A 13,433-nucleotide genomic window follows, 5' to 3' on the forward strand; every position below is an offset into this window, starting at 1 on the left:
TCGAAAGGAACCAACCGTGAACACCACCTCCCCCCAGCCGGTCACCCGGCGCTCTCTGTTCAAGGCCGGCGCCTTCGGTGCCGCAGCGGTCGCCGGCAGCCTCGCACTCAGCGCCTGCGGCGGCGGCTCCCTCCGCGGCAGCGGCGGAGGCGGCGGCTCGAAGACCTTCAAGCTCGCCGAGACCCACCCCGACGACTACCCGACCACCCTGGGCGACAAGAAGTTCGCCGAGCTGGCCGAGAAGTACACCGACGGCCGGATCAAGATCCAGGTCTACCCCAACGCCCAGCTCGGCGAGGAGTCCGACGCGATCGAGCAGGTGCAGATGGGCTCGATCGAGATGACCCGGATCAGCTCGGCCCCGATGGGCGAGTTCGTGCCCGCGATGGGGCTGTTCAGCCTGCCGTACCTCTTCGACGACGCCGACCACCTGTGGCGCTTCCTCGACAGCGAGAGCGGCAAGAAGCTGCTCGGTGAGACCGAGGGCGCCGGCTTCAAGGGCCTGGGCTACTTCGACCCCGGCGCCCGCAGCTTCTACACCTCGAAGAAGCCCATCAAGGCACCTGCCGACGTCAAGGGGCTCAAGATCCGCGTCCAGGAGTCGCAGGTGCAGATCGACTTCATCAAGGCGCTCGGCGGCTCGCCCACGCCGATGGACTACGGCGAGGTCTACAGCTCGCTGCAGAGCGGGCTGCTCGACGGCGCCGAGAACAACGAGCCGTCCTACTACTCCGCCTCCCACTACGAGGTCGCGAAGAACTACACCCTCGACCGGCACATGCGCGTCGCCGAGGTGCTCCTCATCAACAAGGACACCTGGGACGGGCTCGACTCCGCGGACCAGGAGGCGCTCCAGAAGGCCGCCGACGAGGCTGCGCCCTTCCAGCGCGAGAAGTGGGACGCCCAGGTCGAGGCCGACCTGGAGAAGCTGCGCGGCGAGGGTGTCACCATCAACGAGATCACCGACCTCGCGCCGTGGCGCGAGGCGACCAAGTCCGTCATCGACAAGCACGGCGCCGACCTCGGCGAGTACATCGACGCCGTCGAGGAGCTGCGCAGCGCATGACACAGGTTGTTCTGATCACCGGCGCGAACGGCGTCGTCGGGCGGCTGATGCGCCCACGCCTGGCCCGTGAGGGCCGCACCCTGCGCCTCCTCGACGTCGTACGTCCCGAGCCCGCTGCCGAGGGCGAGGCCGTCGAGATCATCGAGGCGTCGGTGACCGACGAGGCGGCGATGCGCGCCGCCTGCGAGGGCGTGGACGCGATCATCCACCTCGGCGGCATCAGCGTCGAGGCGCCGTGGGCCGAGATCCTCTCGGCCAACATCGACGGCACCCGGGTGGTCCTCGAGGCCGCCCGGGACGCCGGGGTCGGCCGCGTCGTGCTGGCCTCGAGCAACCACGCGCCCGGCTTCTACGAGATCGACGGGGCCCCGGAGGGCGGGCTTCCTGCGGATGCCTTCCCCAGGCCCGACACCTACTACGGGGTCAGCAAGGTCGCGATGGAGGCCCTCGGGAGCCTCTTCCACGACCGCTACGGCATCGACGTGACCGCGCTGCGGATCGGCTCGTGCTTCGAGAAGCCCTGGGACCGCCGCTCGCTGTGGACGTGGATGTCGCCCGACGACGGCGCCCGGCTCCTCGAGGCCTGCCTGGCCACCCCGCAGCCCGGCTTCCGGGTCGTGTGGGGCATCTCCCGCAACACCCGCAACTGGTGGTCGCTGGAAGCCGGCGAGGCGATCGGCTACCACCCGCAGGACGACTCCGAGGTCTTTGCGGCCGAGCTGCTCGGCGACGCGATCGACGACGGCCCGCAGGGACCCGAGGAGCGACTGGCCGGAGGGAAGTTCTGCTTCACCCCGCTGGGCGAGCACCAGCAGAAATAGACCCCCATGGGGAACGGGTGGTCCGGCTGTCACCGGGCCACCCGTTCCTCTTTTCTCGATGGGTCAGGAGGCGGTCGCGCGGATCAGCGTCCCCAGGTTCTCGACGAACGTGGAGGTGTTGATCAGCTGGGGCGGCTCGGCCGCCTGGTAGGGCGGCACCGCGGGCGGGTTGCTCGACGGGTAGGGCGAGGTGTCGAAGGTGTCCCCGACGTGCTTGCTCATGTAGGCCTTCCCGTCGTAGGGGTGCGTGGTGCCCGGGCCGCGGAACGGGTTGGTCACCGCCTCGGCCGGGGAGAGCCAGTAGCCCTTCTCGCCGAGGTCGGCGACGACCGCCGCGACCTCGGCCTCGCTGGGCGCCTCGACCGCGTGCGAGGTGCCCCGGAGCAGCTCCAGCAGACCCAGGTCGTGCAGCGAGAAGAACGGCGGCAGGTCGTAGGACTCCCCCGGCGTGAGCGGCGAGCGGGCCACCAGATCGGCCACCTCGGCATCGGACAGAGCCCGGAGACGGTCGTACTCGGACCTCAGCCGCGCCTCCGCCACCGAGCGGCCGCCGGAGTAGTGGCTGAGGGTGTCGTGGTGGTCGTAGTCGTAGTAGTACGCCCCGTTGTTGATGTTGGAGCCGAACCGGTGCACGAACAGCGCCCGGTTGGTGCCCGGCTCGACGAAGGTCGGGTGGGTCCGGCTCGCGATCAGCGGGTTCTCCGCCCGCTGCTGCTCGGTCAGCCGGCAGCTCGCCAGCCAGTCCAGCGCCGCCGGGACGCCGTCGAGGAACGTACGGTCGCCGGTGAGCTGGAAGTAGGTGAACAGCTGCTCGATGTTCGTCTGGGTGGTGTGGGTGGTCAGCGCGCGCGGCTCGTAGGAGCGACCCGCGGCCACCGCGCCCGCCGGGCGGCCGTCGCGGTCCTCGGCGAGGTGCTGGAGACCCCAGCCGGCCTGGGGTGCGGGCTGCTGCATGCGGCGTACGCACTCCATCGCCCGGCGGACCGGCTCGACGAGGTCGTCGCGCCCCAGGGAGACGACGCACATCAGCAGGAGCTTGATGTTCTCGCCGAGGACGTTGTCGTTGAAGGTGACGTGCTGGGTGTAGTCGCCGTCGACCATGCCTTCGCGGGCGTCCTCGGGCAGCCAGGACGGCAGCGTCTTCGGCCACGGCATCTCGGTGGTCGCCTTCGGGTCGCGGGGCCACCGCTGCGGCCAGCCACCGTCGCCGATGCCCCCGCTGATCTGAGCGTCCGTGATGAAGCCGATCACCTTGTCCAGCGACCGTCGGAAGCCACGGTCGCGCGGGTCGAGCAGATGCAGCCGCAGGATCAGCTGGCCGGCCGTGGAGGTGGCCGCGTCGTCGAAGGTCGAGTTGTCGTAGAGGTGCTGGAACTCCTCCAGGCGCCAGCCGTTGATCCCGATCGACTCGTACCAGCGCTTCAGCGACTTCGCGCCCGCGAAGTCGTGGACGTAGTTCCAGCCGCCCTCGGGGCGCTGCGCCCGGACGAGCGCCCGGCCGGTGCGCCGGGCGGCGTGCAGGAAGCGCTTCTCGCCGGTGGCGACGTACGCGTCGAGCAGGGCGTGCCCGACGGTCGGCGTGCCCGGTGGCTGCACCCAGCACATGGTGCGCCGGGCCTCCATCTCGCCCCAGGTCAGGGACAGGTCGGGGCGGTAGCTCCAGACGTAGGCGCCCTCGTAGGAGACGGTCTCGTCCATGTAGGTCGCCGCGCGGAGCATCGCGTCGCGGACGGTGTCGGCGGAGGTGGGCGTGGCCGCGGCGGCCGAGGCGGTGAGGCCGGCGGAGACGCCGCTCGCGGCGCCGAGGAGCGGGCCGGCCGCTGCTGCTTGGACGAGCCGACGTCGGCTCAGCGTCGAGCTCGGTGGGGACTTCTTCGCAGGGGAGTTCATCCCTCCATCGTGACGAGGCTCACACCCCTGCGGCCAATACCGATGCCGACTCGCGCGATGCCCGCGGGGGCAACGTCGACGCGGCCTCGGATCACTGCTGCAGGCGCCGGCGGGTGCTGCCCAGGTGCACCCGCATCGCCGCCCGGGCGGTGTCGGCGTCGCGGGAGAGGATCGCGGCGGCGATGTTGTCGTGCTCGCGCTGCACCCGCTCGACGTGGAGCGCGTCGCTGGGCGAGTAGGCGTCGCCGAGCCGGGTGCGCGGCAGCATGATCATCATCGGACCCAGCGAGTCCATCAGGTCCAGGTAGAAGCGGTTGCCGGTGGCGGCCGCGACCGCGCGGTGGAAGGCGAAGTCGGCCTCCACCGCTCCGTCCGGGTGCGCGGCGGCCAGCGCAGCGAGCGCCTCCTCGATCGCACGCGACCCCTGCTCGTCGAGGTGGGCAGCGGCCAGGGCCGCCGCCTCGCACTCCACGCCGAGCCGGAAGTCGACCATGTCGAGCACGTCGTGCTGCGTACGGATCGCGGAGGACTCCAGCGCGAACGGCGAGGGCGCCGGGACCGCCAGCACGAACGAGCCTCGCCCCTGGAAGGTCTCGACCAGGCCCTCGGCGCGGAGGCGGGTCACCGCCTCCCGGGCCACCGTCCGCGACACGCCGTAGGTGGCGACGAGGTCGGACTCCGAGGGCAGCTTCGCCCCCGGGGCCAGGTCTCCGGCCAGGATCTGGTCCTTGATCCCGGAGACGACGCGGTCGGCGAGCCCGGTGCTGATGCTCATGCCGAGAACTTAGCGCTCTCCATGGTGAGCTTGCGCATCTGGTCGCTGAGCGTGAAGCCGAGGCCCGGGCGGTCCGGCACCCACATCCGGCCGTCGTGGATGTCGATGCGCTCCTCGAAGAGCGGGTTGAGCCACTCGAAGTGCTCGACCCACGGCTCGGTCGGGTAGGCCGCGGCGAGGTGCAGGTGGATCTCCATCGCGTAGTGCGGCGCGAGCGCGAGGCCGGCGTGGGCGGCGAGGGTGGCGAACTTCAGGAACGGGGTGATGCCGCCGATGCGCGGCGCGTCCGGCTGCACGATGCCGCGGTAGCCGGCGTCGAGGAGGGCCATGTGTTCCGGCACCGAGGTCAGCATCTCGCCGGTCGCGATCGGCGTGTCGAACGTACGCGACAGGTCGGCGTGGCCGACCGCGTCCCAGGCGTCGAGGGGCTCCTCGATCCAGATCAGGTCGAACTGCTCGAGCTCGCGGCACATCCGGCGGGCGCGGGCACGGTCCCACTGCTGGTTGGCGTCGACCATGAGCGGGGAGTCGCCGAGGTGCTCGCGCATCGCGGCGACGCGGCGCAGGTCCTCGGCCCAGTCGGGCTGGCCGACCTTGATCTTGATGCCGCCGATGCCGGCGTCGAGCGAGGCGGTCGCCTTCTCCTTGATCTCCTCGACGCTCGCCTGGAGGAAGCCGCCGGAGGTGTTGTAGACGCGGCAGGAGTCGCGGTGGGCGCCGAGGAGCTTGGCCAGGGGCAGGCCGGCACGCCGCGCCTTGAGGTCGTAGAGCGCCACGTCGAGGGCGGCGACGGCCTGGGTCGCCACCCCGCTGCGGCCGACGGAGGCGCCGGCCCACATCAGCGACTCGTAGATCCTGGCGATGTCGGAGGGGTCCTGGCCGATGGCGACCTGGGCGATCTCCTTGAGGTGGGCGTACTGCGCCGGACCACCGGCCCGCTTCGAGTAGCTGAAGCCCATGCCCTCGAGACCCTGCTCGGTCGTCACCTCGACGAAGAGCAGCACGGTCTCGGTGAGCGGCTTCTGGCGCCCGGTGAGCACCTTGGCGTCACTGACCGGGTTGTCGAGCGGGAGGACGACGTGGGAGAGGGTCAGTGACGTGATGCGGTCGGCTGCCATGGCGGAGTGCTCCTCGATGGGCTAAGTTGTATGACAAGTTCAAAACTTATCCGATGAGTGATGAGGAGTCCAGAGCGTGACCGCCAGTCCTCAGGTCGTCCGGGTCCCCCGACAGGTCCCCCGATGGCGCGATCTCGCGCCCTTCCTGCGTCCGCGCCCGTTCCACTGGCGCGCGGCCGACCGCCGGCTGGCGCGCTGTCTCAGCGTCGACGACCTGGAGCGGGCCGCCCGCCGCCGGGTGCCGACGGCGGTCTGGGACTACGTGGACGGCGGCTCGGACGGCGAGCACGCGATGCGCCGGAACCGGGAGGCCTTCGACCGCGTGGAGCTGCGGCCCACGGCCTTCGGCCAGGTGGCCGAGCCGGAGGTGCGTACGTCGATCCTCGGGCGGCCCGCGGCCGCACCCATCGTGCTCGCGCCGACCGGCTACACCCGGCTCAGCCACCACACCGGCGAGCGGGCGGTCGCTGCGGCGGCGGCCGCCGCGGGGCTCCCCTACACGCTCTCGACCTACGCGACGACGTCGATCACCGATGTCGCCGCCGCGGCTCCGCAGGGACGCAACTGGTTCCAGGTCTACCTGATGAAGGACCGTTCGGTGACGCTCGACCACCTCGCCGAGGCCGCCTCGCAGGGCTACGAGGCGCTGATGCTGACCATCGACACGACCGTGACCGGGATGAAGCGCAAGGACAAGCTCAACGGGTTCGCGATCCCGCCACAGCTGAGCCTGCGTACGTTCGCGGGCATGGCCCGCCACCCCGGTTGGGTCGCCAACATCCTGACCACCGAGCCGCTGCGGTTCGCGACCTTCCCCGAGGGGTCGCACCACGGCCGCTGGGGCATGTCCAACGAGCTGCGCGAGCAGGCGATCCGGCCCGCGGACATCGGCTGGCTCAAGGAGCACTGGGACGGCCCGGTGGTGGTCAAGGGCGTGCTCTCGGTCGCCGACGCGGTCACCTGCGTCGAGGCCGGTGCGGACGCGCTGGTGCTCTCCAACCACGGCGGCCGTCAGCTCGACCGGGCGCCGGTGCCGCTGGAGCTGCTGCCGGCGGTGGTCGACGCGGTGGGCTCACGGACCGAGGTGTTCATCGACTCCGGCGTCCGCTCCGGCGGCGACATCGCGGCCGCGCTCGGGCTCGGCGCCCGCGGCGTGATGATCGGCCGGCCGTACCTCTACGGCCTGATGGTCGGTGGTCGCCAGGGGGTCGATGCCACGCTGAGGCTGCTGGTCGAGGAGCTGCGGCGGGCGATGTGCCTGCTCGGCACCCCCGACATCGCCGCGATCGGCCCCGAGCACGTACGGCTGAGGTCGACATGACCGGCGACCTGGCGTCCCGCCTGCGCGCTGCGCTGGGCGAGAGCGCCGTGCTGACCGACCCCGCCGACATGGCCGCGTACGTCACCGACTGGACCGGCAGCTTCACCGGCACCGCCCTCGCCGTGGTCCGCCCGGCCTCGACCTCCGAGGTGGCGACCGCTGTTCGACTGTGTGCGGAGGCGGGCGTCGGGGTCGTCCCGCAGGGCGGCAACACCGGCCTCGTCGGCGGCGGAGTGCCGGACTCCGGCGGCGACCAGGTCGTGCTCTCGCTCGGCCGGATGCGGCGCGTCCGGGAGGTCGACCCGGTCGCCGACACCCTTGTCGTCGAGGCGGGGGCCGTGCTGGCCACCGTGCAGGAGGCCGCCGTGGCCGCCGGGCGGCTCTTCCCGCTCTCGCTGGGCTCGGAAGGCTCGTGCACCATCGGCGGCACGATCGCGACCAACGCCGGCGGCACCGCGGTCCTGCGCTACGGGATGATGCGCGAGCTGGTGCTCGGCCTGGAGGTCGTGCTCCCCGACGGCCGCGTCTGGGACGGGCTGCGGCCGCTGCGCAAGGACAACACCGGCTACGACCTCAAGCAGCTGTTCATCGGCTCGGAAGGCACCCTCGGCGTGGTCACCGCGGCCGTGCTGAGACTGCTGCCCGCGACGCCGCGGCGTGCGACCGCCTTCGTCGCGCTCGACTCGGTCGAGGCGGCGACCGCGCTGCTGCCGCTGCTCCGATCCCATGGCGGTGGACTCCTGACGACCTGGGAGCTGCTCGGGCGCCAGGCCGTCGACCTGGTCCTCGCCCACCTTCCCGGCGTCCGCGACCCGTTCGCCGAGCGGCACGAGTGGTACGGCCTCGTCGAGCTCGCCGGCACCCCCGCCGACGTCGACGAGCGGCTCGAGTCGGCGCTCGAGGCCGCCGCGGAGGCCGGGCTGATCGCGGACGCCGTGGTCGCCGGCAGTCCCGCCCAGCGCGAGTCGCTCTGGGCGCTGCGCGAAGGGGTCTCGGAGGCCCAGAAGAGCGAGGGCGCGACCCTCAAGCACGACGTCACCCTGCCGATCACGGCGCTGCCACGGTTCGTCGCCGAGACCGGCCCGCGGTTGCTCGAGACACTGCCGGGGCTGCGGCTGGTGACGTACGGGCACATCGGCGACGGCAACCTGCACTACAACCTCTCCGCCCCCGTCGGCGACGACGCGGCACTGAGGCGGGAGGGCCCCGCGCTGACCCGGATCGTGTACGACGCGGTCACCGCGCTCGGTGGCAGCATCTCCGCTGAGCACGGCATCGGCGTGCTCAAGCGGGATGCAGCGGCGGCGTACAAGACGGGGGTCGAGGTCGACCTGATGCGGGCGGTCAAGCAGGCGATCGACCCCGACGGGGTGATGAATCCTCGGAAGGTGCTGTGAGTCGGAGCAGCGCGGTGCGGGCTGTGGTCAGCCTTCGGTCTCGAGGATCTGCCTGAAGCAGAACCGCTTGCCGCGTGGCGTTCGCGGTGATTGCGTGTCCTCATGCGAATCCTGGTGCTCGGCGGCACAGTCTTCCTCTCCCGCGCAGTGGCGGAGTCGGCAGCACGCAGCGGTCACGAGGTGGTCTGCGCAGCGCGCGGCCGTTCGGGGACCGTCCCGGAGGGCGTGGAGCTGGTGCCGTGGGACCGCGCCGAGCCACCTCCCTCCGCCCTGACGGCTGCGAAGTTCGACGCGGTCGTCGACGTGGCCCGGATCCCCTCGTGGGTTCGCTCTGCCGTCGCCGCCTTCAGCGAGGCCCACTGGGTCTTCGTCTCGACCATCAGCGTGTACGCCGACCACGGCACCCCCGGCGGCACTCCGGACTCGCTCCCTGTCCTCGCTCCGGCGACGGACGACGTCGAGGATGACGATTCCGATGCGTACGGCTCGATGAAGGTTGCCTGCGAGGAGCTCGTCCGCGCGGGTGCGGCCTCAGCCACCGTCGTCCGCCCCGGCCTGATCGTGGGCCCTGGGGACCCCAGCGGCCGGTTCTCCTACTGGCCGCGGCGCATGAAAGCCGGCGGCGAGATCCTCGCTCCCGGCTCGCCCGACGACAGCACCCAGGTCATCGACGTGCGCGACCTGGCGGACTGGATCCTCCACTGCGCGATCAACCGGGTGGATGGCACCTTCGACGCCACCGGTCCGTCGATGCCGATCAGCACCCTGCTGACCGAGACCGCGAGCGGCGTCGGCACCACCCCGACCTGGAGCTGGCTCCCCCAGGACTTCCTCCAGGCCAACGACGTCGACCCCTGGTCAGGCCCCGGCTCGATCCCGCTGTGGCTCCCCCGTCCCGAGTACGACGGGATGCTCGCCCACGACACCACCTCGGCCATCGCAGCCGGCCTCGCCACCCGCCCGATCGCCGAGACCGCCCGCGACACCCTCGCCTGGCTGCAGACCACCCCCGATGCGTACGTCACCGGCATCTCGCCGGCCCGCGAGGCCGAGCTCCTCGACGTATGGCGTCACAGCCCCTGGGCGACCCGGTAGAACACCTGGTTCCAGCGCACCTGGTCGGCGAAGCCGCGCCGGGTGGTGGACTCGTCGATGACCAGCAGCTCGGTGCGGGCGATGTTCGCAAAGACCTCGAAGGCCTCGATCCCGGCGGCGGTCGACATCACGGTGTGGTGCGCGCCGCCGGCGGTCAGCCAGGCCTCGGCCGAGGTGGCGAAGTCGGGGCGCGGGGACCAGACGGCGCGGGCTACCGGCAGGTTGGGCAGCGCCTCGGTCGGCGGCACGACGTCGACCACGTTGGCGGTCAGCCGGAAGCGGTCCCGCATGTCCGCCAGGGACACGACGACAGCGCCCTCGCGGGTGTCGGCGTCGAAGACCATCCGGACCGGGTCCTCGCGATCGCCGATCCCGAGCGGATGGATCTCCACGCGCGGCGTGGAGGTCGTCAGCGACGGGCAGATCTCGAGCATGTGGGCCCCGAGGATGAGCTCCGCGCCGGGGGTGAGGTCGTAGGTGTAGTCCTCCATCAGCGAGGCGCCACCGGGCAGCCCCTCCCCCATCACCTTGGCGGCCCGCACCAGGACGGCGGTCTTCCAGTCGCCCTCAGCGCCGAAGCCGTAGCCCTTGCTCATCAGCCGCTGCACGGCGATGCCGGGGAGCTGGCGCAGGCCGCCGAGGTCCTCGAAGTTGGTGGTGAACGCCTTCGCGTCGCGCTCCAACAGGAACGCCTCCATGGCGATCTCCTGGCGGGCTGCGTAGCGCAGCGACTCGTGGCGCTCGCCGCCACGGCGGAGCTCGGGGACGACGTCGTAGAGGTCCTCGTACTCGGCGACGAGCGCGTCCACCGCGTCCTCCGCCACCGCCTCGACGGCGGCGACGAGGTCGTTGACACCCCACGTGTTGACCGAGACGCCGAAGCGCAGCTCGGCCTCGGTCTTGTCGCCCTCGGTGACCGCGACGTTGCGCATGTTGTCGCCGAAGCGGACCAGGTTGAGCCCGTGGGTGGCGGCCCATCCGGCGGCGCCGCGGACCCAGGTGCCCACGCGGCGGGTGACCGCCGGGTTGGAGACGTGGCCGACGACGGTGGTGCGGGCGACGCCGAGGCGGGTCGCGATGTAGGCGTACTCACGGTCGCCGTGCGCGGCCTGGTTGAGGTTCATGAAGTCCATGTCGATCTCCGACCAGGGAAGCTCGACGTTGGCCTGGGTGTGCAGGTGCAGCAGCGGCTTCTGCAGCGTGTCGAGGCCGGTGATCCACATCTTCGCCGGGCTGAAGGTGTGCATCCAGGTGACGACGCCGAGGACGCTGTCGTCGGAGTTGGCCTCCAGCATCGCGCGGCGGATGGCCGCGGAGTCCTTCAGGACGGGCTTCCACACGACCTTCGCCGGGACGTCGTCCGACGCGTCGAGGGCACGGGCGACCTCCTGGGACTGCTCGGCCACCTGACGAAGGGTCTCCTCGCCGTAGAGGTCCTGGCTGCCGGTGAAGAACCAGACCTCGCGGTCCGTGTAGGGCTTGCTCATGGGGGGTCCTTTTCAGTGTTGGCCGTAGACGTTCTGGTAACGGTCGTAGAGGGAGTCGACGTGGTGCTGGTCGATCGGCAGCGGCTGGCCGAGCTGGCGCGCGATGTGCACGGTGCGGGCGACCTCCTCGCACATCACCGCGGCCTTGACCGCCGCGCGGGCGTCCTTGCCGATGGTGAACGGGCCGTGGTTCTGCATCAGCACCGCCGGGCTGCGCGACTCTCGAAGCGTCTCCACGATCCCGCGGCCGATCGAGTCGTCGCCGATGATCGCGAACGGGCCGACCGGGATCGGGCCACCGAACTCGTCGGCCATCATCGTGAGCACGCAGGGGATCTCCTCCCCGCGGGCGGCCCAGGCCGTGGCGTACGTGGAGTGGGTGTGGACCACTCCACCGACCTCGGGCATGTTGGCATAGACGTACGCATGGGCGGCGGTGTCCGAGGACGGCGACCGCTCCCCCTCGACGAGGTTGCCGGCCAGGTCGCACACGACCATCGCCTCGGCGGTGATGTCCTCGTAGGCCACCCCGGAGGGCTTGATGACCAGCAGGTCCTCGCCGTCGGGGTTCGGCACCCGCTCGGAGACGTTCCCCGCGGTCCACACGACCAGCTCCCAACGGGGCAGCTCGGCGTGGAGCGCGGCGACCCGCTCCTTGGCGGCGTCGACGGCGGCGCGAAGAGCGGTGGGGACGCCCGTCATCACTGGTCTCCTTCTGGGTTCTGGGTGTTCGGGACGAGCGACGCCACGGCGGCGCGCTCGATGTCGAGACCGGCCTCGTAGCGCTCGAGATAGGTCCGGAAACCGGCGAGGTCGGCGGCGTCCGGCTCGACGACCTCGAGGTCGATGTCGCCGAAGACACGCTCGGCGAGGTAGGCGCTCAGGGTGAGGTCGCTGCCGGCCTCGACCGCACGGGCGTACGCAGCCAGGACCGCGATCCCCCAGGCACCGCCCTCGCCGGCGGTGCGCCCGACCGCGACCGGGGCGCCGGTGGCCGCGGCCAGCAGCCGCTGGGCGACGCCGGCGGTGCGGAACAGGCCACCGTGGGCGAACATCGCGTCGATCTCGACGCCCTGGTCGGCGAGCACCCGCATGCCGAGGGCGAGGGTGCCGAAGACGCCGTAGACCTGAGCACGCGCGAAGCCGGCGAGGTCGAGGCGGCTGCCAGGGATGCGTACGAACAGCGGGCGACCCTCGTCGAGGCCGGTGATCGGCTCGCCGGCCAGGTAGTTGTAGGCCAGCAGGCCGCCGCCGTCGGGCGAGCCCTTCAGCGCAGCGGTGAGCAGAGCGCCGAAGACGGCGTCGGGCTCGCAGGGCTGGCCCAGCGCGGTGGCGAACTCGCCGAAGACCCCCGCCCAGGCGTCGAGCTCGCTGGCGCCGTTGTTGCAGTGCACCATCGCGACCGGGTCGCCGGCCGGGGTGGTGACGACGTCGATGGCGTGGTGGACGGTGGCGAGCGGCTCCTCGAGGACGACCATCGCGAAGATCGAGGTGCCGGCGCTGACGTTGCCGGTGCGCTGGGCCACCGAGTTGGTGGCGACCATCCCGGTGCCGGCATCGCCCTCGGGCGGGCACAGCGGGATGCCGGGCCGGAGCGTGCCGGTCGGGTCGAGCAGCGCTGCGCCCTCGGGGGTCAGCCGTCCGGCGTCGGCGCCCGCCGGCAGGACCTTCGGGAGCAGTCCCTCGACCCGCAGGCCGGGGTGCTTGGCGGCGGCCAGGTGAGCGGTCTGCTCGAGCATCCGCTGGTCGTAGGTGCCGGTGGCCGGGTCGATCGGGAACATCCCGGAGGCGTCGCCGACACCGAGCACGTGCTCGCCGGTCAGCGCCCGGTGGACGTAGCCCGCGAGCGTGGTCAACGAGGCGATCTCGGGCAGGTGGGGCTCGTCGTCGAGGATCGCCTGGTAGAGGTGGGCGATCGACCAGCGCAGCGGGATGTTGGTGCCGAGCGTCTCCGACAGCTCGGCGGCGGCGACCGCCGTGTTGGTGTTGCGCCAGGTGCGGAACGGCACCAGCAGCTCGCCGGCCCCGTCGAAGGCGAGGTAGCCGTGCATCATCGCCGAGACACCGATCGCCCCGAAGGTCGTCGGCCGGGCGCCGTAGCTGCGCTCGACCTCGTCGGCCAGCGCAGCGAAGGCGCCCTGGACACCGGCCCAGACCGCCTCGAGCGAGTAGGTCCACAGCCCGTCGGCGAGCTCGTTCTCCCACAGGTGCGAGCCGGTCGCGATCGGCGCATGGTCAGGCCCGATCAGGCACGCCTTGATCGTGGTGGAGCCCAGCTCGATACCGAGCGCGGTCTCGGTGAGGTCAGGCAGGTCGCCTGCTCGCTGCGTCATCACGGCTCCGTTTCTGCCCGACGGCTGGGGGGTGGGGTTCGAGGCGATGTGAACGCTAACATATGACGCGCGGGTTACCGCTGTGTTCCCTGGAACCTGCGAGACGTCGGCCCCGTCGGCCGAGACGTCA

General features: G+C 71.6%; 11 protein-coding genes. 5 read left to right on the forward strand and 6 right to left on the reverse strand.

All coding sequences use genetic code 11. From position 1 onward, the window contains the following. Nucleotides 1-16 precede the first annotated feature (16 nt). Both G5C66_RS04360 and G5C66_RS04365 read left to right on the forward strand, forming a co-directional pair. The gene (locus G5C66_RS04360; RefSeq protein ID WP_338144062.1) at nt 17-1,066 is read left to right on the forward strand and encodes a TRAP transporter substrate-binding protein; all 1,050 of its coding nucleotides are present in this window, start codon (nt 17-19) and stop codon (nt 1,064-1,066) included. Continuing rightward, the gene (locus tag G5C66_RS04365; RefSeq protein ID WP_165109743.1) at nt 1,063-1,887 is read left to right on the forward strand and encodes an NAD-dependent epimerase/dehydratase family protein; all 825 of its coding nucleotides are present in this window, start codon (nt 1,063-1,065) and stop codon (nt 1,885-1,887) included. Before G5C66_RS04360 ends, G5C66_RS04365 begins: the two co-directional genes overlap by 4 nt. A gap of 63 nt (nt 1,888-1,950) precedes the next feature. On the opposite strand, the gene G5C66_RS04370 is transcribed toward G5C66_RS04365, so the two are convergent. From G5C66_RS04370 to G5C66_RS04380, 3 genes are all read right to left on the reverse strand, one after another. Beyond that, nucleotides 1,951-3,777, reverse strand: coding sequence for a pectate lyase (locus G5C66_RS04370; protein ID WP_165109744.1), 1,827 nt, complete (start codon nt 3,775-3,777; stop codon nt 1,951-1,953). 91 nt (nt 3,778-3,868) lie between these two features. Next, nucleotides 3,869-4,552 carry a FadR/GntR family transcriptional regulator gene (locus G5C66_RS04375; protein WP_206443720.1) on the reverse strand — a complete coding sequence of 228 codons (684 nt, stop codon included), beginning with the start codon at nt 4,550-4,552 and terminating at the stop codon, nt 3,869-3,871. After that, on the reverse strand, nt 4,549-5,670 hold the full coding sequence (locus G5C66_RS04380; RefSeq protein WP_165109745.1) for an L-talarate/galactarate dehydratase: 1,122 nt from the start codon (nt 5,668-5,670) through the stop codon (nt 4,549-4,551). The genes G5C66_RS04375 and G5C66_RS04380 overlap by 4 nt, the downstream gene beginning before the upstream one ends. A 76-nt stretch (nt 5,671-5,746) precedes the next feature. Between G5C66_RS04380 and G5C66_RS04385 the strand changes: the two genes are divergently transcribed. The 3 genes from G5C66_RS04385 (at nt 5,747) to G5C66_RS04395 (ending at nt 9,483) form a co-directional block, all read left to right on the forward strand. Beyond that, the gene (locus G5C66_RS04385; RefSeq protein WP_165109746.1) at nt 5,747-6,991 is read left to right on the forward strand and encodes an alpha-hydroxy-acid oxidizing protein; all 1,245 of its coding nucleotides are present in this window, start codon (nt 5,747-5,749) and stop codon (nt 6,989-6,991) included. Next, nucleotides 6,988-8,388: an FAD-binding oxidoreductase gene (locus G5C66_RS04390; RefSeq protein ID WP_165109747.1), complete on the forward strand. Its 1,401-nt coding sequence runs from the start codon at nt 6,988-6,990 to the stop codon at nt 8,386-8,388. The genes G5C66_RS04385 and G5C66_RS04390 overlap by 4 nt, the downstream gene beginning before the upstream one ends. A gap of 102 nt (nt 8,389-8,490) precedes the next feature. Continuing rightward, nucleotides 8,491-9,483 carry an NAD-dependent epimerase/dehydratase family protein gene (locus G5C66_RS04395; RefSeq protein ID WP_165109748.1) on the forward strand — a complete coding sequence of 331 codons (993 nt, stop codon included), beginning with the start codon at nt 8,491-8,493 and terminating at the stop codon, nt 9,481-9,483. On the opposite strand, the gene araA is transcribed toward G5C66_RS04395, so the two are convergent. The 3 genes from araA to G5C66_RS04410 are packed head-to-tail and all read right to left on the reverse strand — an operon-like array spanning nt 9,459 to nt 13,303. Continuing rightward, nucleotides 9,459-10,970 carry an L-arabinose isomerase gene (araA, locus tag G5C66_RS04400; protein WP_165109749.1) on the reverse strand — a complete coding sequence of 504 codons (1,512 nt, stop codon included), beginning with the start codon at nt 10,968-10,970 and terminating at the stop codon, nt 9,459-9,461. The two genes, G5C66_RS04395 and araA, sit on opposite strands and share 25 nt — an antisense overlap. A 12-nt stretch (nt 10,971-10,982) precedes the next feature. Further along, the gene (locus G5C66_RS04405; RefSeq protein WP_165109750.1) at nt 10,983-11,672 is read right to left on the reverse strand and encodes an L-ribulose-5-phosphate 4-epimerase; all 690 of its coding nucleotides are present in this window, start codon (nt 11,670-11,672) and stop codon (nt 10,983-10,985) included. Next, nucleotides 11,672-13,303 (reverse strand): xylulokinase, encoded by a 1,632-nt coding sequence (locus tag G5C66_RS04410; RefSeq protein WP_165109751.1) that lies wholly within the window; start codon nt 13,301-13,303, stop codon nt 11,672-11,674. The genes G5C66_RS04405 and G5C66_RS04410 overlap by 1 nt, the downstream gene beginning before the upstream one ends. Nucleotides 13,304-13,433 lie beyond the last annotated feature (130 nt).

The organism is Nocardioides turkmenicus (assembly GCF_011045035.1).
Lineage (GTDB): Bacteria > Actinomycetota > Actinomycetes > Propionibacteriales > Nocardioidaceae > Nocardioides > Nocardioides turkmenicus.

Coding starts and splice junctions, on each gene's coding strand:
- G5C66_RS04390 (WP_165109747.1), top strand. CDS start 6,988: ATGACCGGCGACCTGGCGTCCCGCCTGCGCGCTGCGCTGGGCGAGAGC.
- araA (WP_165109749.1), bottom strand. CDS start 10,970: ATGAGCAAGCCCTACACGGACCGCGAGGTCTGGTTCTTCACCGGCAGC.
- G5C66_RS04370 (WP_165109744.1), bottom strand. CDS start 3,777: ATGAACTCCCCTGCGAAGAAGTCCCCACCGAGCTCGACGCTGAGCCGA.
- G5C66_RS04410 (WP_165109751.1), bottom strand. CDS start 13,303: ATGACGCAGCGAGCAGGCGACCTGCCTGACCTCACCGAGACCGCGCTC.
- G5C66_RS04395 (WP_165109748.1), top strand. CDS start 8,491: ATGCGAATCCTGGTGCTCGGCGGCACAGTCTTCCTCTCCCGCGCAGTG.
- G5C66_RS04405 (WP_165109750.1), bottom strand. CDS start 11,672: ATGACGGGCGTCCCCACCGCTCTTCGCGCCGCCGTCGACGCCGCCAAG.
- G5C66_RS04375 (WP_206443720.1), bottom strand. CDS start 4,552: ATGAGCATCAGCACCGGGCTCGCCGACCGCGTCGTCTCCGGGATCAAG.
- G5C66_RS04365 (WP_165109743.1), top strand. CDS start 1,063: ATGACACAGGTTGTTCTGATCACCGGCGCGAACGGCGTCGTCGGGCGG.
- G5C66_RS04380 (WP_165109745.1), bottom strand. CDS start 5,670: ATGGCAGCCGACCGCATCACGTCACTGACCCTCTCCCACGTCGTCCTC.